At 62.5% G+C, this 22,305-nt stretch carries 21 protein-coding genes and 1 CRISPR repeat array; of the genes, 12 read left to right on the forward strand and 9 right to left on the reverse strand.

All coding sequences use genetic code 11. The annotated features are described in order from the left end of the window. Positions 1-2: 2 nt before the first annotated feature. Entirely contained in the window at positions 3-1,133 is a 1,131-nt protein-coding gene (locus tag ACSQ3I_RS06425; RefSeq protein WP_435997124.1) for an ABC transporter substrate-binding protein, read from the reverse strand. A gap of 105 nt (positions 1,134-1,238) precedes the next feature. On the opposite strand from ACSQ3I_RS06425, the gene ACSQ3I_RS06430 reads away from it, so the two are divergent. After that, complete coding sequence (locus ACSQ3I_RS06430; RefSeq protein ID WP_435997126.1) at positions 1,239-2,054, forward strand: class I SAM-dependent methyltransferase; 816 nt, start codon at positions 1,239-1,241, stop codon at positions 2,052-2,054. A gap of 37 nt (positions 2,055-2,091) precedes the next feature. Here ACSQ3I_RS06430 and ACSQ3I_RS06435 read toward each other — a convergent pair whose 3' ends face one another. Next, positions 2,092-3,318: a M24 family metallopeptidase gene (locus ACSQ3I_RS06435; RefSeq protein ID WP_435997127.1), complete on the reverse strand. Its 1,227-nt coding sequence runs from the start codon at positions 3,316-3,318 to the stop codon at positions 2,092-2,094. Positions 3,319-3,515: 197 nt separating this feature from the next. On the opposite strand from ACSQ3I_RS06435, the gene ACSQ3I_RS06440 reads away from it, so the two are divergent. From ACSQ3I_RS06440 to ACSQ3I_RS06460, 5 genes are all read left to right on the forward strand, one after another. After that, positions 3,516-5,039: an ABC transporter substrate-binding protein gene (locus ACSQ3I_RS06440; protein ID WP_435997129.1), complete on the forward strand. Its 1,524-nt coding sequence runs from the start codon at positions 3,516-3,518 to the stop codon at positions 5,037-5,039. A 92-nt stretch (positions 5,040-5,131) separates the two neighbouring features. Then, positions 5,132-6,085, forward strand: a complete 954-nt coding sequence (locus tag ACSQ3I_RS06445) for an ABC transporter permease (protein WP_435997567.1) — start codon at positions 5,132-5,134, stop codon at positions 6,083-6,085. Then, positions 6,082-6,939, forward strand: coding sequence for an ABC transporter permease (locus ACSQ3I_RS06450; protein ID WP_435997131.1), 858 nt, complete (start codon positions 6,082-6,084; stop codon positions 6,937-6,939). Before ACSQ3I_RS06445 ends, ACSQ3I_RS06450 begins: the two co-directional genes overlap by 4 nt. Beyond that, positions 6,939-7,745, forward strand: a complete 807-nt coding sequence (locus ACSQ3I_RS06455; protein WP_435997133.1) for an ATP-binding cassette domain-containing protein — start codon at positions 6,939-6,941, stop codon at positions 7,743-7,745. The genes ACSQ3I_RS06450 and ACSQ3I_RS06455 overlap by 1 nt, the downstream gene beginning before the upstream one ends. Then, positions 7,742-8,497: an ABC transporter ATP-binding protein gene (locus ACSQ3I_RS06460; RefSeq protein WP_435997135.1), complete on the forward strand. Its 756-nt coding sequence runs from the start codon at positions 7,742-7,744 to the stop codon at positions 8,495-8,497. The genes ACSQ3I_RS06455 and ACSQ3I_RS06460 overlap by 4 nt, the downstream gene beginning before the upstream one ends. A gap of 14 nt (positions 8,498-8,511) precedes the next feature. Here the strand turns inward: ACSQ3I_RS06460 and ACSQ3I_RS06465 are convergent, their stop codons facing one another. Next, positions 8,512-9,111, reverse strand: coding sequence for a helix-turn-helix domain-containing protein (locus ACSQ3I_RS06465; protein WP_435997137.1), 600 nt, complete (start codon positions 9,109-9,111; stop codon positions 8,512-8,514). A gap of 255 nt (positions 9,112-9,366) precedes the next feature. Here ACSQ3I_RS06465 and ACSQ3I_RS06470 point away from each other — a divergent pair, with 255 nt between their 5' ends. From ACSQ3I_RS06470 to ACSQ3I_RS06495, 6 genes are all read left to right on the forward strand, one after another. Next, positions 9,367-9,714 (forward strand): ethanolamine utilization protein EutQ, encoded by a 348-nt coding sequence (locus ACSQ3I_RS06470; protein ID WP_435997139.1) that lies wholly within the window; start codon positions 9,367-9,369, stop codon positions 9,712-9,714. Between the two features lie 8 nt (positions 9,715-9,722). Then, positions 9,723-11,708: an FAD-dependent oxidoreductase gene (locus tag ACSQ3I_RS06475; protein WP_435997141.1), complete on the forward strand. Its 1,986-nt coding sequence runs from the start codon at positions 9,723-9,725 to the stop codon at positions 11,706-11,708. A 103-nt stretch (positions 11,709-11,811) separates the two neighbouring features. After that, positions 11,812-12,951, forward strand: coding sequence for an ABC transporter substrate-binding protein (locus ACSQ3I_RS06480; RefSeq protein ID WP_435997143.1), 1,140 nt, complete (start codon positions 11,812-11,814; stop codon positions 12,949-12,951). Positions 12,952-13,019: 68 nt separating this feature from the next. Then, complete coding sequence (locus ACSQ3I_RS06485) at positions 13,020-14,063, forward strand: ABC transporter ATP-binding protein (protein WP_435997145.1); 1,044 nt, start codon at positions 13,020-13,022, stop codon at positions 14,061-14,063. Next, entirely contained in the window at positions 14,060-14,968 is a 909-nt protein-coding gene (locus ACSQ3I_RS06490; RefSeq protein ID WP_435997147.1) for an ABC transporter permease, read from the forward strand. Before ACSQ3I_RS06485 ends, ACSQ3I_RS06490 begins: the two co-directional genes overlap by 4 nt. After that, positions 14,961-15,827, forward strand: coding sequence for an ABC transporter permease (locus ACSQ3I_RS06495; protein WP_435997149.1), 867 nt, complete (start codon positions 14,961-14,963; stop codon positions 15,825-15,827). The genes ACSQ3I_RS06490 and ACSQ3I_RS06495 overlap by 8 nt, the downstream gene beginning before the upstream one ends. Before the next feature lie 442 nt (positions 15,828-16,269). Beyond that, a CRISPR array of direct repeats spans positions 16,270-16,635; the repeat unit is 33 nt; unit sequence GTTTCAATCCACGCCCCCCGCGAGGGAGGCGAC. A 197-nt stretch (positions 16,636-16,832) separates the two neighbouring features. On the opposite strand, the gene cas2 is transcribed toward ACSQ3I_RS06495, so the two are convergent. The 6 genes from cas2 to cas5c are packed head-to-tail and all read right to left on the reverse strand — an operon-like array spanning position 16,833 to position 22,291. Beyond that, positions 16,833-17,123, reverse strand: coding sequence for a CRISPR-associated endonuclease Cas2 (cas2, locus tag ACSQ3I_RS06500; RefSeq protein WP_435997151.1), 291 nt, complete (start codon positions 17,121-17,123; stop codon positions 16,833-16,835). A gap of 9 nt (positions 17,124-17,132) precedes the next feature. After that, positions 17,133-18,167, reverse strand: coding sequence for a type I-C CRISPR-associated endonuclease Cas1c (gene cas1c, locus ACSQ3I_RS06505; protein WP_435997153.1), 1,035 nt, complete (start codon positions 18,165-18,167; stop codon positions 17,133-17,135). After that, positions 18,164-18,847: a CRISPR-associated protein Cas4 gene (gene cas4 / locus ACSQ3I_RS06510; protein WP_435997154.1), complete on the reverse strand. Its 684-nt coding sequence runs from the start codon at positions 18,845-18,847 to the stop codon at positions 18,164-18,166. The genes cas1c and cas4 overlap by 4 nt, the downstream gene beginning before the upstream one ends. Before the next feature lie 3 nt (positions 18,848-18,850). Further along, positions 18,851-19,726, reverse strand: coding sequence for a type I-C CRISPR-associated protein Cas7/Csd2 (gene cas7c / locus ACSQ3I_RS06515; RefSeq protein WP_435997156.1), 876 nt, complete (start codon positions 19,724-19,726; stop codon positions 18,851-18,853). Positions 19,727-19,730: 4 nt separating this feature from the next. Continuing rightward, the gene (cas8c, locus tag ACSQ3I_RS06520) at positions 19,731-21,626 is read right to left on the reverse strand and encodes a type I-C CRISPR-associated protein Cas8c/Csd1 (protein WP_435997158.1); all 1,896 of its coding nucleotides are present in this window, start codon (positions 21,624-21,626) and stop codon (positions 19,731-19,733) included. Further along, a complete protein-coding gene (gene cas5c / locus ACSQ3I_RS06525; RefSeq protein ID WP_435997160.1) occupies positions 21,623-22,291 on the reverse strand; it encodes a type I-C CRISPR-associated protein Cas5c in 669 nt (222 codons plus the stop codon). The genes cas8c and cas5c overlap by 4 nt, the downstream gene beginning before the upstream one ends. Between the last annotated feature and the right edge of the window lie 14 nt (positions 22,292-22,305).

The raw sequence follows: 22,305 nt of genomic DNA on the forward strand, positions 1-22,305 counted from the left end.
GCTTATTCGCCCTTCAGCGAGACGAAATATCCGGGCTTGTATTCGAGTGGCAGGAAGCGGGCATGCAGCTCCTTGAAGGTCGCTTCCGGATCGAGGTCCGCGAAGAGATCCGGATGCAGCCACTTGGCGATCTGCTGGATGGCGACGAACTGGTAGGGATTGTTGTAGAACTGGTGCCAAATAGCATGGACATTGCCGTCCTTGACCGCCTTGATGCCGGTAAAGGCCGGGCGCTTGGTCAGGTTTTCCAGCTTGCGATGCGCCTCAGTGGCATCGGCGCCATAACCGACGCCAACCCAGTTGCCGCCGGGCACATAACCTTCCCACATGCCGCCGGTGACGATCACCTGGTCGGGATTGGAAGCGATGATCTGCTCGGGGTTCACCGTGCCGAACGTGCCCGGAATGATGTCCTTGGCCATGTTCGTGCCGCCGGCGATCTCGACCATCTTGCCGAAATTCTCGTTGCCGAAGGACATGCAGCAATCGTCGGAATAACCGCCTGCCCGCTCGACGAAGACGACGGGCTTGGCCGGATTGTTCTTCGCAAGGGTTTCCGTGACCTTGTTGATGGCGTCGGCGCGGAAGGCGATGAAGTCTTCGGCAACCTTCTCCTTGCCCATCAGCGTGCCCATGATGCGCATGCTCGGCTCGGTGTTTTCCATCGGCTTTTCGCGGAAATCGATGTAGACCAACGGAATGCCGACCTTGGCGAGTTTCTCGATATAACCGGCCTCTTCCGTCGCCGTCTTGGCATCGATATTCATGAGGATGACGTCGGGCTTGAGAGCAACAGCCTGCTCGATGTCGAAGGTGCCGTCCTTCATGCCGCCGAAGGTCGGCAGCTTGGCGATATCGGGGTACTTTGCCAGATAGGCAGCATAGGATTCCGGGTCTGCCTTCGGCAGATCGTCGCGCCAGCCAACGACGTGCTGGAACGGATTTTCCTTGTCGAGCGCCGCGAGGAAATAGATCTGCCGGCCTTCACCCAGGATGACGTGCTTGACCGGCACGTTGACTTCGACGTCGCGACCCGTCACGTCCTTTACGACGACAGGATCGGCCATTGCAGGCAACACGGTGGACACAAGAAGGCCAAGGGCGAAAATTGCCGATTTGCCAGAAAAGCGCATGGATTCATCTCCGGTGGAAACTGCCGGCACTTATTATTTGATGAGTTTATTCGTCAACATTTATCTTTTAGAAGAATTCGAATATCCAGCGGGGAGCGCATAAAAATGCAGAACGGACGAATGGCAGAAGGCTCCAACTTCTCGTTGCGGGATGAAATCAAGGCCTATTGGTCGGCCCGCGCCGCGACCTTCGACCAGTCGCCGGGCCACGAAATCTTTTCCGAAGACGAACGGGAGGCCTGGCACAGGCTGATCGAACGACATCTCGGCCCTGGAGAAGGTCGCAAGGCTCTTGACCTCGCCAGCGGCACCGGAGTGATCTCTCACCTGATGGACGATCTTGGTTATCGGGTAACCGGCATCGACTGGTCGGAGGCGATGCTGGAGCGGGCGCGCGGAAAAGCTGCGGCTCGCGGCCGTTCCATCCGCTTTCATCTCGGGGATGCGGAAAACACGCTGGAACCCGACGACAGCTATGACGTCATCGTGACGCGGCACCTCGTCTGGACGCTGGTCGATCCGGCGGCCTGCTTTGCGGAATGGCTGCGCGTCCTGAAACCAGGCGGCAAGCTGCTGGTCATCGACGGCGATTTCGTCAATGCCGGCCTTGCCGAACGGCTGGTCAAGCGCCTTGCCGCCTTCCTTGAAAAGACCGGCTTCATAAAGGAGCAGGCGCCGCATGCGCCCGCCGTCATGGCCGGCACGCATGAGAGCATTCTTTCACGCGTTCATTTTTCCGGCGGTGCGCGGGCGGATGCGGTTTGTCGCCTGCTTGGAGAGGCTGGCTTTTCCCCCGTAACCCCCGACACGAACCTGCGGCAGATCCACAAGGCCCAGGCCGCGCATTTCGGCTTCTTCAAAGCCACGGCACGCGGCCTGCAGCACCGCTATGCGATCGTGGCGCAAAAGCCGGCAGGCTAGGCTCCAATCCTGGCCCTGCAGCAAACCGTTTCGCTGGCTAACCCAACGAGATCAGGTCGCGGGGCAACCTGTTCATCGTCTCAGGCCCGCCGGGCGCGATGAGGAACTGCTCTTCGATCATCAATGCGCCGATGCCTTCGGCATAGAACGGCGCTTCCAGCGCAAGAACCATGCCCGGTTCGATGACGATGCCGTTGCCACGGGAAAGGAAGGGCCATTCTTCGATGCCGGCGGCGGCGCCGACGGAATGGCCGAAATGGCCGCGGTAATATTCGCGGAAACCATGCCGGCGCATCGTGGCAAGCATCGCTTCATGCACCTGGCCGAATGTGTTGCCGGGCCGCAGGACCGCGACGCCTGCCAGGAACGTTTCGAGCAGGGCCCTGTAGATTTCCTTGGCAAGCGGTGAAGCCTTACCCCAGACGAAGGTGCGGGCGCCATCGGACGAATAACCGTCGACAAGCGTGCCGACATCCGCCTTGATGAGATCGCCAGCGCCGAGAGTTTCCGCGGCATTTTGCAAGTCCGCGCCAATGGAAATGTAGTCCCAATGGCCGGAAAGCCCATGCCCGCCCTGCGCCGCAGCCTGCCGGGCACCGGCCAGCCACGCGGCCGAAAGCTCCGCCACACGTACACCCGGACGCGCCGCGAGCATGAGGCTTTCCAGACCCGCTTCGGCGCAATGGGCTGCCTTGCGCAGCCGTTCGATCTCGTGGTCGGTCTTGATGAGGCGCAGCCGCCGGACGACATCCGAAGCGTCCCGCCACTCCACGCCGGGGATCGCCGCCTTCAGCGCCGCCAGATCGGTGGCGGGCATAAAGTCGAGGTCGACGCCGAGCACGGCATGGGACAACCCGCGCTCGGCGAGAAGATCGGCAAGCAGACGGAAGCAGGCCTGCTGGTCGAAGGTTTCCGGACGCGGCCCGACATTGCCGCCGGCGCGATAGGCAGCGTCGATATCCGCGATCGTCGCGGCCGTGCGAACGGTGACGCCATCGATCCAGATGCGGTGGGTGCGGATGTCGATCGTATCGGCAGATTGCTTCGCACCGGCTGCTGCATGATCGCTGATGACGGCGGCAAGCTGCGCCGTCGCATCGGCGGGCACGAGGGCGATGGCCGAGCCGGCACGACCCCACATGGTGGCCACGCCGGCGGCCAGGCCGGTGGCATAACGGAAGGCTTCCGGCCGGAACAGAACCATGCCGTCCATTCCCTCCGCAGCCAGCAGTGCCTGCGCCTTCATACGGTTCAAATCGCCCATTCGTTCCTCGCTTCATTCATCATGCCGGCCGCTCCGCACGCGCGAAAACCATCCCCGGATTTGACGGTCGTTGAAAGACAATTCCCTTTAATTTCCGCAAATTGGAGTAGAAACCCATACCTTTTTCCAATCGGGATCACTACAATCTTTTCCCATGACGGCTGGTGATTGCGGCCGCACGCAAACAGGAGAATGTGATGAACGGTTTCAACACCCACGGCAGGGCCAAAGGCCCAGGCAACAAGACCGTGACGGCAGCGCTTGCAGCCGCGCTCGGATTGAGCGTCTTCGGCCAGGCGCTTGCCGCGGAAAGCGATCCGGACGCCACGATCAACATCGGCTCGCTCTACGAGCCGCAGAATCTCGACAACACGGCCGGCGCCGGCCAGGGCATCAACGAGGCCTTCAACGGCAACGTTTACGAGGCGCTGTTTCGCCTGACGGATGCGGGAACGGTAGAGCCGGTGCTGGCGAAGGACACCAAGGTCAGCGACGACGGCCTCACCTATACGTTTACGCTGCAGCCGGGCGTCGCCTTCCATTCCGGCGCGCCGCTGACCTCCAAGGACGTCAAATTCTCCATCGAGCGGGTGACCGCCGAGGCCTCCAAGAGCTCGCGCAAGAACAGCCTGAAATCCATCGCCGGCATCGAAACGCCCGACGATGCGACCGTGGTCGTGAAGCTCGCCTCGCGCTCGATCTCGCTGCCCTATAATTTGAGCTACGTCTGGATCGCCAACGACGAGGCGACGGATTTCCAGGCGAAGGAAGACGGTACCGGTCCCTACGCGCTGCAGGAATGGCGCCGCGGCTCGTCGCTTTCGATCGCCCGCTTCGACAAATACTGGGGCGCAAAGCCGAAGAACGGCGAAGTCGTCTTCCAGTATTTTACCGAAGCCACCGCGCTCAACAACGCCCTGCTGACCGGCTCGGTCGATATCATCACCTCGGTGCAGAGCCCGGATTCGCTGGCGCAGTTCAAGGACAATCCGGAATTCACCGTCAGCGAAGGCAAGTCCACGACGAAGCTGCTGCTCGCCTATAACGACCGCGTCGCGCCCTTCGACAATGTCAAGGTGCGCAAGGCGCTCGCCCGCGCCATCGACGACGAAAAGCTGCTGAAGGCCGTCTGGGGCGACTACGGCACGCTGATCGGCTCCTTCGTTCCGCCGACGGATGCGTGGTATGTCGACCTGACGAAGACCGACGCCTACGATCCGGAAAGCGCCAAGGCGCTGCTGACGGAAGCCGGTTATGCCGATGGCTTCACCTTCACCATCGACACGCCGAACTACGATCCGCACCCGATTGCCGCGCAGTTCATCCAGAGCGAACTGGCCAAGGTCGGCGTGAAGGTCGAAATCAACGTCATCACCGCCAACGAGTGGTACACGAAGATCTACAAGGCGCATGATTTCCAGGCGACCCTGCAGGAGCACGTCAATCATCGCGACATCGTCTTCTACGGCAATCCGGACTTTTACTGGGGTTACAACAACCCGAAGGTCGTCGACCTGATCAAGCAGGCGGAAGCCAGCGCGACGGAAGCCGAGCAGGCCGAAAAGCTGAAGGAAGCCAACACGATCATCGCCGAGGATGCCGCCAGCAACTGGTTCTACCTCTATCCGCAGATCGTCGTATCGAAGGCAACGGTCGCCGGATATTCGCTGAACGGCCTCAACTCGCAGTTCTTCGCCTACGGCATCACCAAATCCGAATAAACCGTCCCCAAACAGGGATACTCGACTCGAAACGCCGCCTGAACTATGTTCGGGCGGCGTCTCCATGAGAGGTTGATACCATACTTTCCTACATACTCCGCCGCACCGCCATTCTGGCGCTGTCCGTCGTCATTGCCTCCGTCATTCTTTTCGTCCTCTTGCGTCTCCTGCCGGGCGATCCCGCCAACGCGCTCGTCTCCGTCGGGGCCGATGCGGCGCAGATCGAGGCGGCGCGCAAGCAGGTCGGCTCCGACCTGCCGCTCTACGAGCAGTTCCTGAGGTTTGCCGGCAGCCTTGCCCGCTTCGATCTCGGCACCTCTTTCGTGAGTGGGGCGCCCGTTCTCGAAGAGATCGGCAAGCGCCTGATCGTCACCCTGCCGCTGACGCTGATGGCCTTCGTCGTCGCCATCGCCATCGCCGTGCCGCTCGGCATCCTTTCGGTCGTGCGGCAGAACCGCTGGTACGGCGGCCTGATTTCCGTCGTCTCGCAGCTTGGCATCGCCATACCGGTGTTCTGGATTGGCATCCTGCTGGTCACGATCTTTGCGGTGAACCTCAGGCTATTCCCGTCGGGCGGCTTCCCCTCGCGCGGCTGGCAGGCGCCCGGCGCAGCCATCCAGAACCTCGTGCTGCCGGTCGCGACCATCGCCATCGTCATGTCCGCCTCGCTGATCCGCTATGTGCGCTCCGCTACCCAGGATGTGCTGGGCAGCGACTATCTGCGCACCGCCCGCGCCCTTGGCGCCACCTTCTCCGAGGCGCTTTTGCGCCACGGCATCAGCAACGGCGCCGTGCCGGTCATCTCCATTCTCGGCATAGAACTCGCTTCGACCCTGCTGGGCGCCGTGGTGGTCGAGCGGGTCTTCGCGCTGCCGGGCCTCGGCTCCATGCTGCTGCTCGGCATCGAGCAGCGCGATTATCCGAACGTTCAGGGCGTGCTTTTCATCTCGACGCTGCTGGTCCTGTCGGTCGGCTTTGCCGCCGACCTGCTGCAGAGGCTCGTCGATCCGCGCCTGCGCGGCCGGGTGGCCGGAGGTGGCGCATGAGCGGACAGAACACCTCTGCCATCCGCCCCGCCCGACGCATGTCGCCTCCCTGGCCACTGGCCGCAGGCGGCATTCTGGTTGGCCTTCACCTCGCCATCGCCCTCCTTTCCCTCGTCTGGACGCCCTACGGCGCCGGCGACATGGCGGGCGGCCGCCTCGAAGGGCCGTCGCTGCTGCATTGGGCCGGAACGGACCGCCTCGGCCGCGACCTGATGACCCAGATCATGATCGGCTCGCGCATAGCCCTTCTCGTCGGCTGCGGCGCGGTGGCGCTGAGCGCAATGATCGGCGTCACCATCGGGGTTGTCGCGGCCTTCGCCATGCGCACGCTCGACGATGTGCTGGCCGCAGGCCTCGATATCCTCATCGCCTTTCCGACATTGCTTCTCGCCATGCTGATCGTCGCCTCCAGCGACGGCGCCAGCCTGGGCACGGCCATCCTCGCCATCGGCATTGCCGGTTCGGCTATCGTCGCGCGGCTGACCCGTATCCTGTCGAAGCGCATCCTGGCGATGGACTACATCACGGCGGCGCGGGTTGCCGGCACCGGCTGGCCGGGCATCGTCCGCATCCACGTCCTGCCGAACATCTGGCCGACGCTGATCGTCAACTTCGCCCTGCAATTCGGGCTTGCGGTCATCGCCGAGGCGTCGCTCTCCTATCTCGGGCTTGGCGCGCCGCCGCCGAATGCCTCCTGGGGCAGGCTGCTGCAGGAGGCCCAGGCCTCCGTCTACACCGCGCCTTTCGGCGCAATCGCGCCCGGCCTTGCTCTGGTCTCCCTGGTCATCGGCCTCAACCTCTTCGCCGACGGCTTGCGCGATGTCGCCGATCCGACCCGCAGGAGAGGCCGGTAATGCCGTTGCTTACAGTCGAAAATCTCGAAATCCGCACCGCCGGGCGTGCGCTGGTTTCCGGTGTCTCCTTTTCCATCGCCGCCGGCGAACGTCTTGGCCTGATCGGCGAATCCGGCTCCGGCAAGTCGCTGACGGCGCTGGCCGTGCTCGGACTTCTGCCGGAATCGATGCGGGTTTCCGGTTCCATCCTGCTGGACGACCATCAGGTCGTCGGTGCGCGCGACCGCGATCTCGTGCCGCTACGCGGTAGCAGCATCGCCGCCGTGTTTCAGGAGCCGATGACGGCGCTCGATCCGCTGATGCGCATCGGCGATCAGGTGGGCGAAGTGGTGCGCCGCCGCTCCCGGCGCGACGGTATAGACCTTGGCAGGCCGGCGGTGAAAGCCAGAGTGGCGGAACTCCTGCAACGTGTTGCCCTGCCGGAACCGGAGCGTATCGCACATGCCTTTCCGCATGAGATTTCCGGTGGCCAGCGCCAGCGTGCGGCCATTGCCATGGCGCTTGCCTGCCGGCCGAAACTGCTGATCGCCGACGAGCCGACCACGGCACTCGACGTCACCACGCAGGCGGAAATTCTCAGGCTGCTGGAAAACCTCGTGCGGGACGAGGGCATGAGCCTTCTGTTCATCAGCCACGACCTGCCTGTTGTCTCGACCATCGCCGAACAAGCCCTGGTGATGCGTCAAGGCGAACTGATCGAGCAAGGCCCGGTCGGCACGCTCTTCGACCGTCCGGTCCATCCCTATACGCAGGGACTGGTGGCTGCCGCCCGCGCCTTCGACGAAGCCCTGGAGGCCGCCCTATGACGCTTCTCGACCTGGCCGGCATCTCCTTCGGATATACGACGGCGAAGACGGTACTGCACGACGTCGATCTTGTCGTCACGGCCGGCAGCAATCTCGGCATCGTCGGGGAATCTGGCTCCGGCAAGACAACCCTGCTGAAATTGCTGCTTGGATTGGAGCGGGTTTCCGCGGGGGCGATTTCTTTCCGCGGCGAGCGCCTCGACACCGGCAACCGGCCGTTCATGCGCGGCTTCCGCCGCAGCGTGCAGGCGGTGTTCCAGGACCCCTATTCCTCGCTCGATCCGCGCCAGCGGGTCTTCGACATCATTGCCGAGCCGTTGCGCTCACTGAAGATCGAGACCGACGTGCAGGCGGCGGTGGCGCAGGCCCTGCACGACGTCGACCTGCCGGCCGATGCCGCGCAACGATATCCGCATGAATTCTCCGGCGGCCAACGGCAGCGAATCGCCATCGCGCGGGCGATCGTCGCCAACCCCGACCTGATCATTGCCGACGAAGTGGTCAGCGCGCTCGACCTGACCACACGCACCCGCATCATCGATCTGTTGCGCACCCTGTCCGCCCGCACGACCTTCATCGTCGTTTCGCACGATATCGCCCTCGTGGCGCTGCTCTGCGAGAAACTGGTGGTGCTGGAAAAAGGCAGGATCGTCGAGCAGGGCAAAACGCGCGACATTCTCGCCCGTCCCGCCCATCCCTATACGCAAAAACTGCTCGCCGGCACGCCGCGCATGCCCAAGCCGAAGGGATAGATACCGCGAAGGGTCTAAAAACTCGGCGGGCTGATGGCCCAGACGACCACCGTTTCGCGTGAACCGGAATTGCGATAGCGGTGCGGTTCTCCCGACGAATAGGAGCAGCTGTCGCCCTCATAGAGATGGAAGTGGCGTTCGCCGACCCATATTTCCAGTTCGCCCGAAATCACGAAGCCGACGCCATCTCCCGCGTGGGTATAGCTTTCCGCGCTTTCCGTACCGGGTGGCAGGCGCGTGTAGATCATTTCGACCTGCAGGCTCATCTTCGGCGTCACCAGTTCGTCGACGATGCCGTGTTCATACTGGATTTTCAGCCGGTTGCCCTGGCGCACGACATAACCGTGCTCTTCCTGCGGCACGGGCGAAGCGCCGGCGAAAAACCATTGCACGGTGACGCCGAGGCTTTTGGCGATGTTCACCAGGGCCGGGATCGAGGGATAGGCAAGCTTGCGTTCGATCTGGCTGATATAGCCGGTCGAGAGGTTGGCGCTTTCGGCCAGTTGCGCCAACGTCATCTTTCGCCGCTTGCGCAAGCCGCGAATGCGTTCGCCAAGGACTGCGTCCTCACCGACACCAGCCGCTTCCGCTTCCAGACCCATTTCAGATGCCATACCTGCTCCCGATCCGGCTTCCGTCGATCCGTGTGTTCGGACCCATGGCACCCGCTGCTCCCTTTTTGCCGATCGGCGGTCATTCCGCAAGCTCGGCGGCCAAAAATGCTGCAATGCATGAAGATCCCCGTGGGGATCCACACCTGAAACATAATTTCTGAATAAAACTTTGGCTACAGTAAAAATTTCTGTCGATTTTTTACTCACAATGGATTACCAAAATCGCATCGGGGCTGGGTTCAGGAGGAGGAACCAGTGACGGAAGTCATTCATTTCAAAAAATCCGAACGTTCGTTCGAGGCCTATGGCGACGACCCGAAAAAGGCGGCGATTTCGCGCCTGGTGGGTCCGGAACTCAGCAAGACCATGGGCGCCGGGATCGCCCGCTTCGACGACTGTTCCATCGCCTGGACGGTTCTCTACGACGAACTGATCGTCACGCTCGAGGGCAAATTCCGGCTGCGGGTCGGCGATGCGGTTTTCGATACGGTGCCCGGCGATGTCCTGTGGGTGCCGAAGGGCACGGCGCTGGCCTATGAGGGCGAAGGCGCGACCGTGTTTTACGCGCTCGATCCCGTCGATTGGCGGACGCGGCAGGCCTGAGATCGACCATGAACACTACCGCCAATCGCAATGACGCTGCCGACAGCGCATTCCCCCATCTTTTCCAGCCGCTGCAGATCCGCGGCGTCCGCCTCAAGAACCGCATCATGTCCACCGGGCACGATACGACGCTGCCGACGGACGGCCTGGTCAATGAGGCGCTGGTTGCCTACCACGAGGCCCGCGCCCGCGGCGGCGTCGGGCTGATCGTCAGCCAGGTCGCCGGCGTGCACGAGACGGCGCGCTACACCTCGCACATGCTGATGGCGACCGAGGACGACTGCATCGACGGTTACCGGAAACTGGCCGAGGCCTGTCATGCACATGGCTGCATGGTGTTCTCGCAGCTCTTCCACCCCGGCCGCGAGATCATGGAAGGCGGCGACGGCCTGCTGACGGTCGCCTATGCGCCGTCCGTATCGCCCAACGAACGCTTTCGCGTCATGCCGCGGCAACTCGACACGCGCATGATCAAGGAGATCATCGCCGGCTACAGCGAGGCGGCACGGCGGATGCGCGAGGCCGGTCTCGACGGCGTGGAATTCGTCGCGAGCCACGGTTACCTGCCGGCACAATTCCTCAATCCGCGCGTCAACCGCCGAACCGACGATTACGGCGGCTCCGACGAAGGACGGCTGCTGTTTGCCATCGAAGCGCTGAAGGCGATCCGTGCGGCGACGTCGGAGGATTTCGTCATCGGCATGCGGATCAGCTCCGGCGAGCGCGACGAGCACGGCCTGAGCATCGACGAAGCTTTGGAGATCTGTCGCAGGCTCGAACCGCATCTCGACTATGTCAACGTCACGGCGGGGACATCGGCATCGCTGGGGGGCGCCGTGCATATCGTGCCGCCGATGGCCTATCGCAACGCCTACCTGGCGTCGGACGCCGCGCGGTTCCGCAAGACGCTCGGGATTCCGGTGTTCGTTGCCGGTCGCATCAACCAGCCGCACGAGGCGGAAGCCGTGCTGGCGGAAGGGTCTGCCGATGTCTGCGGCATGACGCGGGCGCTGATCTGCGATCCCGAAATGCCCGCCAAGGCCGAGGCAGGCCGCACCGACGATATCCGCGCCTGCATCGCCTGCAACCAGGCCTGCATCGGCCATTTCCATCGTGGCTTTCCGATTTCCTGCATCCAGCATCCGGAAACCGGGCGCGAACTCAAGTTCGGCACGCTGAAGCCGGCGGCGCGGCCGAAAAAGGTGATGGTGGTCGGTGGCGGCCCGGCGGGCATGAAGGCGGCGGCGATTGCCGCGGCGCGTGGGCACCAGGTCTCGCTCTACGAGGCATCCCAGCACCTGGGCGGCCAGGCGCTGTTGGCCCAGCAGCTGCCTCGGCGGGCGGAATTCGGCGGCATCGTCACCAATCTTTCGCGGGAGCTGGAACTGGCGCAGGTCCGGGTGTTCAAGGGCGTGCGCGTCGACCAGGCGCTGGTGGATGCGGAAAATCCCGATGCCGTGGTGATCGCCACCGGCGCAAAACCGTTCCTGCCGGAGATGCCGGACGACGGCAGCGTTCAGGTCGTCGATGCCTGGCAGGTGATCCGGAAAGAGGTCAAGACCGGCACCCGCGTGGTCGTGGCCGACTGGCGTTGCGACTGGATCGGGCCGGGCATTGCCGAAATGCTGGTCAATGACGGTTGCAACGTCGAGCTTGCCGTCAACGGCACGCATCCGGGGGAGCTTTTGCCGCTCTACGTGCGCGACAATCTTGCCGCCGAATTGCACAAATCGGGCGTGCGCGTCACCCCCTATGCCCGGCTCTACGGTTGCGACAGCGGCACGGTGTACATGCAGCATTCCGTCAGCGAGCAGCCGATCCTGTATGAAAATATCGATACGCTGGTGCTCTGTCTCGGGCACGAGCCGGTCGACGGCCTCAGTGCCCGGCTGATCGAGCAGGGTCGGGATGTCCACATCATCGGCGACAGCATGGCGCCGCGGACCGCAGAGGAAGCGGTCTATGAAGGGCTGAAAGTCGGCACTGCGCTTTAAGCCGGTGGAGACGACCATTCCGGGCAGCCGGAATGCGGGAGTGAACGGGGTCTGACCGGCAGAAAGCGGGCGCCCCAGGGGGAACAAAAACGGAGGGAAACTTATGGCGTTCGAAGACATGAAAGACGGCATCAGCCGCCGTGGCGCGATGAAGCTCGCACTGGGCGCGGCAACGATCATCGGCGCGCCGGCCATCATCGGCCGGGCAACCCCGGCGTCGGCACAGGCAGCCTTTGCCGGCGAAGGACTGGTGGTCGTCTCCTGGTCGGGCAACCACGAACTGAGTTTTCGCGAGGCGGTGGTCAAGCCGTTCAACGATAAATACGGCACCAAGGTCGAGACCGTCGGCGGCTGGGACCAGATGGTCGCCCAGATCGTCGCCGCACCGGCCGACAACCCGCCCTTCGACCTGACCATCGCCGACGAATACACCACCACGACCGGCATGGCACAGAACGTCTTCCAGAAGGTCGATCGCTCGAAAATTCCGGGCAATGCCAATATCTACCCTTGGTTCGACGAAAACCGCGGCGCGGCGAAGGACTACGGCGTGCCGTTCGGCACCGGTTCTCTGTGGATGCTGACGGCCAAGTCGAGCGGCCTGAAACCGGACAGCTGGAAGGGATTCTGGGACGAAAAGGCCATAGGCAAAACGACCCTCGATGCCTCCGCCTTCTACTGGGATCTCTGCATTCCAGCCCTCCTGTCGTCCTCCAAGCCGGGGATCGACGAGGTGTTCGGCTCGCCCGACGATGTCGAGGCGCTGTTCAAGGAACTGGACAAGCTCAAGGTCGCCAAGTGGTACAAGGACGGCGCCGAGCTGACCAACCTGATGACCCAGGAAGAAGCCACCGTCGCGATGATGTATTCCGCCGACGCCTACGGTTTCATCAAGGAATACGGCGACGACTTCGAGGCGGCTATTCCGCAGGAGGGCACAGCCTCCTACACCAACTGGTTCATGAAGGTGCGCGGCACCAAACATTCCGATCTCAGCGACCTGTTCATGAGCTACCTGCTGGAAAAGGAAACGCAGCAGAATTTCCTCAACGCCTCCACCGACTTCATGTCGCTGCAGGGCCTCGAGCCGCCGGCGCATTGGCCGAGCTACCCCCGCGACGATGCGGCGCTGCGCAATACCTACAAGCTCTTCGGCATCGACGGCTGGGACAAGTTCGGTCCGAACTGGGATGCCTACAGCGTCCGCATGAAGGAAACCATCACCAAGACGACCGAAGGCTGACGGTCGGTTTTCTGGCCGGGCACCCATGCGGTGCGGCGCCCGGCGCATCCTTTTGTGGAGTTATGGTAGTGGCAGACACGAGTGCCCTGGAACTTGATCGTCTCCGGCGTGCCTTCGGTGGTGTCGTCGCGGTCGGCGACGTGTCCATCGACGTCAAACGCGGCGAATTCGTCACCCTGCTCGGGCCTTCTGGTTCGGGCAAAACGTCGACGCTGCGGCTGATCGGCGGCTTCGAGAAACCGGATACCGGCGCGATCCGCATCAATGGCGGCCGTGTCGATCACCTTCCGGCCTATCAGCGCGATACGGCGACGATCTTTCAGACCGGCGCCCTGTTCCCGCACAAGACGGTGGCGGAAAATGTCGCTTACGGATTGCGGATGCGGGGGGTCGCCAAGGCGGATATCGCGCCGCGGGTGCGCCAGGCGCTCGATATCGTCCGCCTCACCGGTTTCGAGGAACGGTATCCCGCCCAGATGTCCGGCGGCCAGAAGCAGCGCGTGGCGCTGGCGCGCTCCATGGTGGTGCGTCCGGCGATCCTGCTGTTCGACGAGCCGCTTTCGGCGCTCGACCTGTCGCTGCGCCTGCAGTTGCGCGCCGAGATCAAGCGGTTGCACGACGAAATCGGCTTCAGCGCCATCTATGTGACCCACGACCAAGGCGAGGCCATGGCGATGTCGAGCCGCGTCGCCGTCATGCGCAGCGGGCGGATCGAGCAGATCGACCGGCCGGAAAAAGTGTTCGGCGAACCGGCGAGTGAATTCGTCTATACCTTCATCGGCGAAAGCTGCTGTTTGAAAATGCAGATAGCAGCGGGCGCGGCAGCGGATGCCGATGGCACGGCCATCGACCTGCACCTCGCAAACGGCCTGCCCGACGGGGCCTGGCGGCTTTACGTCCGGCCAAGCCGGCTGCAGATCGACCGTGCCGACCTGGACAACAGGCTCAAGGCCAAACTCGATTTCACCGAATTCCTCGGCGACGTCCATCGTTACCACTTCAAGGCCGGCAAGATCGAACTGTTCGTCGACCATCAGGGCGCGATTGCGCACCGGCCGGGCGACCTCGTCGATATCGGCTGGCGCAGCGCCGACATGGTGACCTACCGATGAGCGGGGCCTCGGAAACGGCCGTGCTCGACAGCCACGCGGCGCGACGGCCGGCATGGTCGGCGGCCCTGATGCCCTGGCTGTTGATGTCGCCGGCGCTGCTCATCGCCATCGCCTTCTTCGGCCTGCCGATCCTCTTCATGGGCCGCATGAGTTTTAACGCCCATATCGACCAGCGCTTCTACGTCCCCGACTTCACCTGGGACAATTATGCCGCCATGCTGACGGACCCGACCTTCCGCAATGCGATCTGGACCACGGCGCGGCTGGCATTGATCTCCTCGATCGCCACCGTGATCATCGGTTATGCCTTCGCCATGCTGGTCTGGCTGAAGCCGAAACGCTGGCGGCTGGCCTTTGTGGCACTGGCGCTTTGCCCGCTGCTGATCTCGGAAATCTCGATCATCTTCGGCTGGTGGATGTTCTTTCCCAAGAACGGCCTGCTGAGTTATGCGCTCGTCTCATCCGGCCTCATCACCGACAAGATCAGCCTGATGTATACCGAGTTCGCCGCCTTTGTCGGCCTCACCTATGTCACGCTGCCCTTCTGCTTCTTCATCCTGCTGTCGATTTTCGACGGCATCGACAAGAAGGTGCTGGAGGCAAGCGCCGATCTCGGCGCCGCACCGCTGCGCACCTTCCACGAAGTGTTGCTGCCGCTGACCAAGGGCGGCATCGCGGCGGCATTCGCCCAATCCTTCATCTGGGCCGTCGGTACCTATGCAACACCCTCGGCGCTCGGCCCCGATACGTTGTGGACCATCGGCTACCTCATCCAGGAACAGATGCTGGGCAAGCACAACTGGCCGCGGGCCGCGGCCTTCTCGATCGTACTCACCATCGGCGTGGCGATCGTGATGATGATCATCCGCATGCTGTCATCGAAACGGACCGCTCTCAATGGCTGACACCGCACTTCCAATGGAGCCCCTCAAGCTTGCGCACACGCCGCGGGCGCGCCTCGACGCGACGCTCCTCAGAATCCTGGGCCTCGCCTTCACCATCTTCATCATCGCCTACATCGCCATTCCGGTGGTGGTGACGCTGGTCATGTCCTTCAACGAAGCGTCGGTGATCCGCTTTCCGATCAAGGCCTGGTCGTTCGCCTGGTACGAGGATTTCTTCGCAAGCCCGCAATGGGTCGACGCGCTGAAAAGCAGCGTCATCATCGCCCTGGGCACGACGGTGATCTCGACCGTCTCGGGTGTCCTCGCCGCCTGGGCCTTCGAACGCTTCGCTTTTCCCTTGAAGTCGGCCGTCTATCTGGTGATCATGCTGCCGCTGTTCATGCCGGGCGTAGTGCTGGGCCTCGGCGTGGCGATGGCCTTCGGCAACGTCTCGATCCTCGGCCATGATATCTACGGAACCCGCGGCTTGGTCATGCTGGCACATTCTCTCTGGGCGATGCCGCTGGTCTTCATGCTGATGGAAGCGACGTTCCGCACCGTCGACCACCGCATCGTCGAGGCCTCCTACGATCTCGGCGGCCGGCCGGTGCAGACCTTTTTCGAGATTGTCCTGCCGTCGGTTTCCACCGGCATCATCTCGTCGGCGCTGTTTGCCTTCGTCATTTCGCTCAACGAGTTCGTGATGGCGCTGTTCCTGACCACACGGGATACCCAGACGCTGCCCGTGCTGATGTGGCTCAGCCTGCGCTCCGCCGGTACCCCGCGCCTCGCCGTCGCCTCGGTCGTGCTTGCAGGCGCGGTCTTCATCAGCCTTGCCCTGATCATGATCTGGTATGTCAGGCAGCTGAAGAAGACGTGAGAGAGCCGAATTCACCTGGGTGGCCGACCAGACTGTCGAACGGAACCGCCATCGGATTATCGCCAACCTCGCGGCCGTCACCCTGACCGGCTTGACATTGATGTTGTTCTCCAGCCGCGCACGCTCTTGTCAAGGGGTATCGCCGAGATGGAACGTCAGGCCAGGGCCGAATTTCGATCCATGGGCCCGCGAGGGAGGTGACGCCGCCGCTGCGATGTTCGTCAAGCGCGACAAGCAGTTTTAATCCGCGCCTCCCCGCGAGGGAGGCGACAGGCGAGCGGCATCGAAGCCGCCTAACGCCGCTTTTGTTTCAATCCACGCCCCCCGCGAGGGAGGCGACCGCCAAGCGGACCGCCCCCGAAGCCGCGAATATGGTTTCAATCCACGCCCCCCCGCGAGGGAGGCGACGCAGTCTGGTTGCCGACGTCGTGATTGGTGGGGTGTTTCAATCCACGCCCCCCGCGAGGGAGGCGACGGCCTTGACCTCCGGCATGATCTCGGTCTTCATGTTTCAATCCACGCCCCCCGCGAGGGAGGCGACGACCTCCCGCACCTGTGACGCGGCCGACGCAAGAGTTTCAATCCACGCCCCCCGCGAGGGAGGCGACCCGAGGGATGGTTCGCGGCTGGCGGCCAACCTACGTTTCAATCCACGCCCCCCGCGAGGGAGGCGACCGCCCTTCACGGACAGGTCGAAGGCAAGACGGGTGTTTCAATCCACGCCCCCCGCGAGGGAGGCGACGCGGCGCGGCAATGGTCTTGCGGTTTTCGCGGCGTTTCAATCCACGCCCCCCGCGAGGGAGGCGACAGTACATCTGCTAAACGATTGCCCGGACAGAGAAAAGCGAAAGCTTTGCGCGTATCCACCCAAAAACACCATCGGTTGGCGGGCCGGAATTTCCACGCGGCAACATTTCTTCACGATTTCAAAGACCTGGCGTGGGTGCGAACGGCGCCGTTTTTTTCGGCACGCATGTGGTCCGCGCCGTTTCGCCGCAATCTGCCTCAGACGATCAGCGTGCCGCCGAGATCGGTGGCGGGTTTGGCGCCGATGTGCTCGACTTTCCGCTGCCAGTTGGCGCCGAGGTAATAATAGCGCAGGCTGTCGAACTCCGGTTTTATGATGCTCTCCAACCGAGCTTTCAGCTTTGCCCATTGCGCCGGATCGACCTCGATCTCGAAGACCGAAAACTGGACGCGCTGGCCGTAATCCCGGCAGGCCTTGGCGACGCCGCGCAGCCGGGCCGCGCCGTTTCCTTCGGTCGTGTTGACGTCATAGGTCACCAGCACCAGCATGATCGCCTCCTATTTCCAGAACCAGGGCGGATAGGCGTCGAGATCGCCACGCAGGTGGCCGGCCAGCATTTGCGCCTGGAGGTAGGGCGTTAGGCCCAGCGGCGCTTTTTCCTCCAGGAAAGGATGCAGCCGTTCGTCCTTCTTGCGCTCCTGCCAGGCGGTCAGCACCAGCTTGCGGGCGTCGTCCGACATCATCACGGCACCGCCATCCCGCACCTCGAAATCCTTCGCCCGCACTTGCCGGCGATTGATCAGCGACAGGGCCAGCCGGTCGGCCAGGACCGGCCGCATTTCTTCCATCAGGTCGAGTGCCAGGCTGGGACGGCCGGGACGGTCTCGGTGAAGGAAGCCGACGGCAGGATCGAGCCCGACGCTCTCGCAGGCGCTACGGCAATCATGGGTGAGCAGGGTATAGAGAAAAGAGAGAAGCGCATTGACCGGATCGAGCGGCGGCCGGCGCGAACGGCCCTTCCACCGCATCTCCTCGTCCGGAGAGCGGATCAGGTGATCGAACACCGAAAAATAAAGGTTGGCCGCCTCGCCTTCCGAGCCCCGCAAGGCGTCCAGACCTTCGTCGGCAAGTTCCACGCGGCGGATGATACGCGCCAGGCGTTCGGTCACGGCGGTAATCGCCGTCCGATCGGGTTCGGAAAAATCCGGCCCGTAGTCGCGTAACGAGCGCATCAGCACCGAGCGCTGATTGGCGATCTTGCCGATGACGATCGACCGGACGATCTCGTCGGGTCGATCGGAGGCGCGGTATTGCGCCCGGCGCAGCAGCACATTCCCCGTAACCGGGCCTTCGACACGCGCCTGAAACCGGCCGTTGCGATCGAGCATGACGATGGTGATGCCCGCGCCGGCGCAAGCCGCCATCAGTGCCGGCGAAACAAAAATGGCGCCGAACACCGCCACCGAGGCCAGCATATGCAGCGGCACACGGGCGCGCTCGACGCCCTCCACCTCCGCCACCAGATTTTCACCGTCCTTGCGCAGCGATGCATTTTCGGTGGTGACATACAGCGTGTTGAGCAGCTTCTTCACGGTGTCGGCTCCTCCGCCAGCAGTTTCTGCAGCATGCGGCCACGCCAGGCCCGCGCGGGCCTTGCCACCGTGTCGGGCCGACAGAGCTCGATCAGGGAACAGGCGCGGCAGCGCTCGCGGCGTGTCGTCGGCGGTGGTGTCACCCGGCTGTCGAAGACGGCCTGCAATTCGCTGACGGCGTCTTCCGTCAGCCGGCGCAGCTCGGCGTCGAAAGGCACGGCAAGCCGCCGCTTCGTCTCGGCGTAGAACAAGGCTCCCTCCGGAACCGGGTTGCCGGTCATCTCTTCCAGACAGAGTGCCTGGGCGCACAGCTGCACTTCGTCGGCGCGGTGCAGCTTCGGCTTGCCGCGCTTGTATTCGATCGGGAAGGCAAGCTCCTTGCCCGCACTTGCCCCCTCTGCCGGGTGGAATTCGACGAGATCGGCAACGCCGGAGATGTTCAGCCGTTTCGAGGCGAGCGGCAGCGCCATGACCCGGCGCACGCCCCGCGCCTTTCGCGACCCGCCCTTGTCGGCCACCGCATGCAGCACATTGCCCTCGGCGGTAAAGCGGTTGTCGGCCCAGACCCGCTCAAGATGGATCAATGCCGCCTGCCGCAAGCAATAGATGGCGTGTTGCAGGGCAGACAGCGGTATGGGCTCGTCCGTCCCCTCGCCGGCATTCTCCCCCACCGCTTCCATAACCTACAGCTTTTCGAGGATTTCGACGCCCGCGGGCAGGTTTTCGCTGTCGATCGAGACATCATAGTCATCGAAACTACGCGCGAACTTCACCTCTGCCTTCCGGCGCACATCGACAAGCTTGAAAAGCTTCTGCGCCGGTGCGTTGCCGAGAACGTTGTTGTGCTTGAAAACAATCAGCCGCTGAGCATTCATCTCCATCCGCGCGGCCGAACGATCATGGTCGAACATATTTATCAGCGCGTCGAAAAACAGGCACAGGTCGTCCTCGGAAAAGCCTGTCCCCTTCTTCTCGTCGCCGGCAAGATTGGCTGAGATAAAGCCGTGGCAACGATACAGACCATACGGGATAATATGTTTACGGCCCATGGTACGCTCTTTATCCGCGTCACGCTCATTGGTGACGGACGAGCGGGTAATCGTGATTTCCTGCGGCACGATAGGATCGATGGATTGCGAAAATCCCATCTGCACCGGGCCGCGGACCTGCCCAGAATTGATTTCCGTGGTCATGACTGCACCGAAGGTTCTGACATCGAAGAAATTCGCGCACATCCAGGCGGTGATTTCGCGCGCCTTCGCCTCATCTTTCGGCAGCTTTTTGCTCTCGGCCTTGATGCCTATTGCTTCATAAGCGCGCTGGTGCTGCAGGTTAAGGATCGCTTTTTCCTGCATGTAAATCGCAAATGGCGGCTCTCCCCCTTTCGCCATATCAACGTAGTTGCGGACCTTACGCTTTAGGCAAACGTCTGTGACGAGGCCCTTCTGGGTATCCAGTTCCAATCGCGGCATATTGCCGTTGTCGGGATCCCCGTTCGGATTGCCGTTGACGATATCGAACAGAAATACGAACTCATATCTATTTTGAATGGCTGTCACGATCTTATTCCTCGCCGTTGACTTCGGTGCGGTCGGTATCAATATCGGGCTGGTCACCGCTTTCGGGGTCGGCTTTGCCGCCGAAGCGCTCCTGGTAATAACCAACAAGAAAGAGGCCTTGCTCTTCACTCGAATGCTGCTGGGAGAAGCCTTCTTTGAAGGAAGCCGCAAGACGTCCTATGTCGCCTTCCAGCGCCGCCCCTACACGCCTCGCCAAAACGTAAACCGGGACCCCCTGCTTCTTTGCATTCGCAGCAATCCATGCGGCATCCGAATGACCGTTCCGAAGACGCTTTGTATGGTGTTGAGAGAGCTTGATAAGTTCGACCATCACTTGGCCGGGCGTGGCACACGCGACGCCGAGGAACTTGTCCTTGATCGTTGTGTTGATCTCGTCCCCCAAGGATGCCAGTTGCGTGCGCTCCAGCACTGCGAACAGGCGCCCGAGCCGACGCGCTTCGTTTTGATCGTTCGGATCGGAACGCACGAGATAATCCTCCTTAGATGTTCCATCGGGGTGTTTCGGCAAACGGTTCTCTATTCTCATCGTGCGCACCAACAGGCCCTTGATGAGGGCGATCCGGGTGCTGTCGAGCACATGGTCAGAGCGGACACGCATGATCAGATGAGCCAGGAGAGACCGCGGAAAACGAGTACCGGTAAGAATAGAACGGAGCAGTTCCCCCGAGAGCAGCGGAGAGATGCTATCCGTATCGAACTTGAGTTGCCCGCCTCTCTCCCGACGACCAATTCCAGTCCGCAAGACGCAGCTTTTCACTGTCGGTGTGGGGCGGTTGCTGGGCCAAGGCTCGAATGCCATATCCTTGACATAAGCTTCGTAATTTTCGGCAAGAACGCCGAAATCGTCATCAAACCAATAACGGACCGATAGGCGGGCAGCATTGGGCGCAAGTCCAAGCACATAGAATCTCACACCCCTTTCCAGGTCGGGGGAGATTTCCTTGATCTGAGCGCCGGCGCGAACCTTTTTCAGAATGTCCCCCACTTTCGCCGCCTGCATTTTTTCATCCACGCCGCCGACGATCGCTTCGAATATGCTCTCTGCCAATTGAGCGGTTTCAACCTCGGAAGCATCCGCCCAGAACACCGTCGAGGCATCGCCGATCTGGATGCGGTGGCCGCTGTCGCGCTCCAGGAAGCGGTTGAGGGCGGTGGTGTATTTGGCGGCGGCAAGCTCCGAGACTGGCGCATTGTCACCCTGTTCGTGACCGTAGGAGGTAAAGGAATCGAGATTGAAGGAAACAAGCGCCGCCCCGGAGGACTGCGCGCCCCAGACGCCCTTGATGGAAGGATGGAGCCGCGCGACCGGGCCGGGTTCGCCGGTCACGAGGCAAATCCGGGCATCCCGCTCCCCCGCTGCGGAAAGCTTTCCCCAAAGATCCTTCGCCGCCTGCCGGTCGTGGAGCCGGATGTTCCTCAGCCGCTCATCCTCCAGCGTAAAGGCGACGTTCTGGTCCTTCATCTCCTCTGGCCAGGCGGGGGCGGCGAACTGGTCCGGGGACCAGTTTTTCAGGAAAAGCAGCAAGGCCCGGAGGCCGGCATCGTCCGTATTGGCCAGATCGGTTTCATGGCGCTGGATGAAAGCCGCATGTTCGTCGGCCGTACGCTTTCCCTCTTCCGCGGTCACGCCCAGGACATAGGAGGTCTTGTCCCAGAGAAAGTTCGGCGCGATGCCTGCCGTCCGCTTGACCGGTTGCGGCACCAGCATGGCCGGCGCCACCTTCTTCTTGCCCTCCCCCGTCCGCAGATCACTCACCGATGCCACGCTTCCATCGGCATTCAGCGAAATCAGGAAACCGATCTTTTCCAACGAGAAGCCGAAAGGCGGGGCATCCGGCAACCTGTCATAGGCTCTCGCCAGCGAAGCCAGAATACTCATCGGCGGATCTCCGCAGAGTTCGGTGGCGGCACTTTCACCACGCCGTTTTCCAGCATCGCGCGGAAAAACATCGCCGGCCGGTCCTTTGCCTGATGATCGATGTCGAACAGCATGAAGCCGAGGTCGCGAGTCTCGCGGATTGCTTCCGGCAGCGGCGCGTCGGCGGCCAGAAGCTCGAAATGCGCGGCGAACTCCCGCGTGCCGAGGCACGGCTGGTGAAAGCATTGCCCGCGGGATGCACGCCGATTGAAGATGTCGAGATGTTTGCCCTCGTTGTCATCAGCGCCCGCCTTGTCCGTCATCTCGAAATGCGCCTCGATGACATAGGCCGGCTTGACGAGTACGGTGGACGCCCGCTGCTGGCGATCCTCGTCGACCAGCAATTGCAGGTCCGCAAGATCGCCGCGCTTCATCGCGCTTTTGATCTTGCCGGCCGGCGCCTTACCGCCCACCTCGTTGCGCCGGATCGACTGGAAACGGATGGGATGCAGCACATGGATGGCATCGACGATCCAGCGGATGGCTGGCTTCCAGTGGATGGCCTCCAGAATGCCCCGTGCGGCCGAAGGTGTCGGGACGTCATAACTGACGCGTTCGACCTTCATTTCCGGCCGGGTAAAGCAGGCGTAATCGCCAGAAATTTTTAGGCGGATTCCATACGGCAAATTGCCCTCCCCCC

The sequence above is a fragment of the Rhizobium sp. LjRoot30 genome, assembly GCF_964253915.1.
Taxonomy (GTDB): Bacteria; Pseudomonadota; Alphaproteobacteria; order Rhizobiales; family Rhizobiaceae; genus Metarhizobium.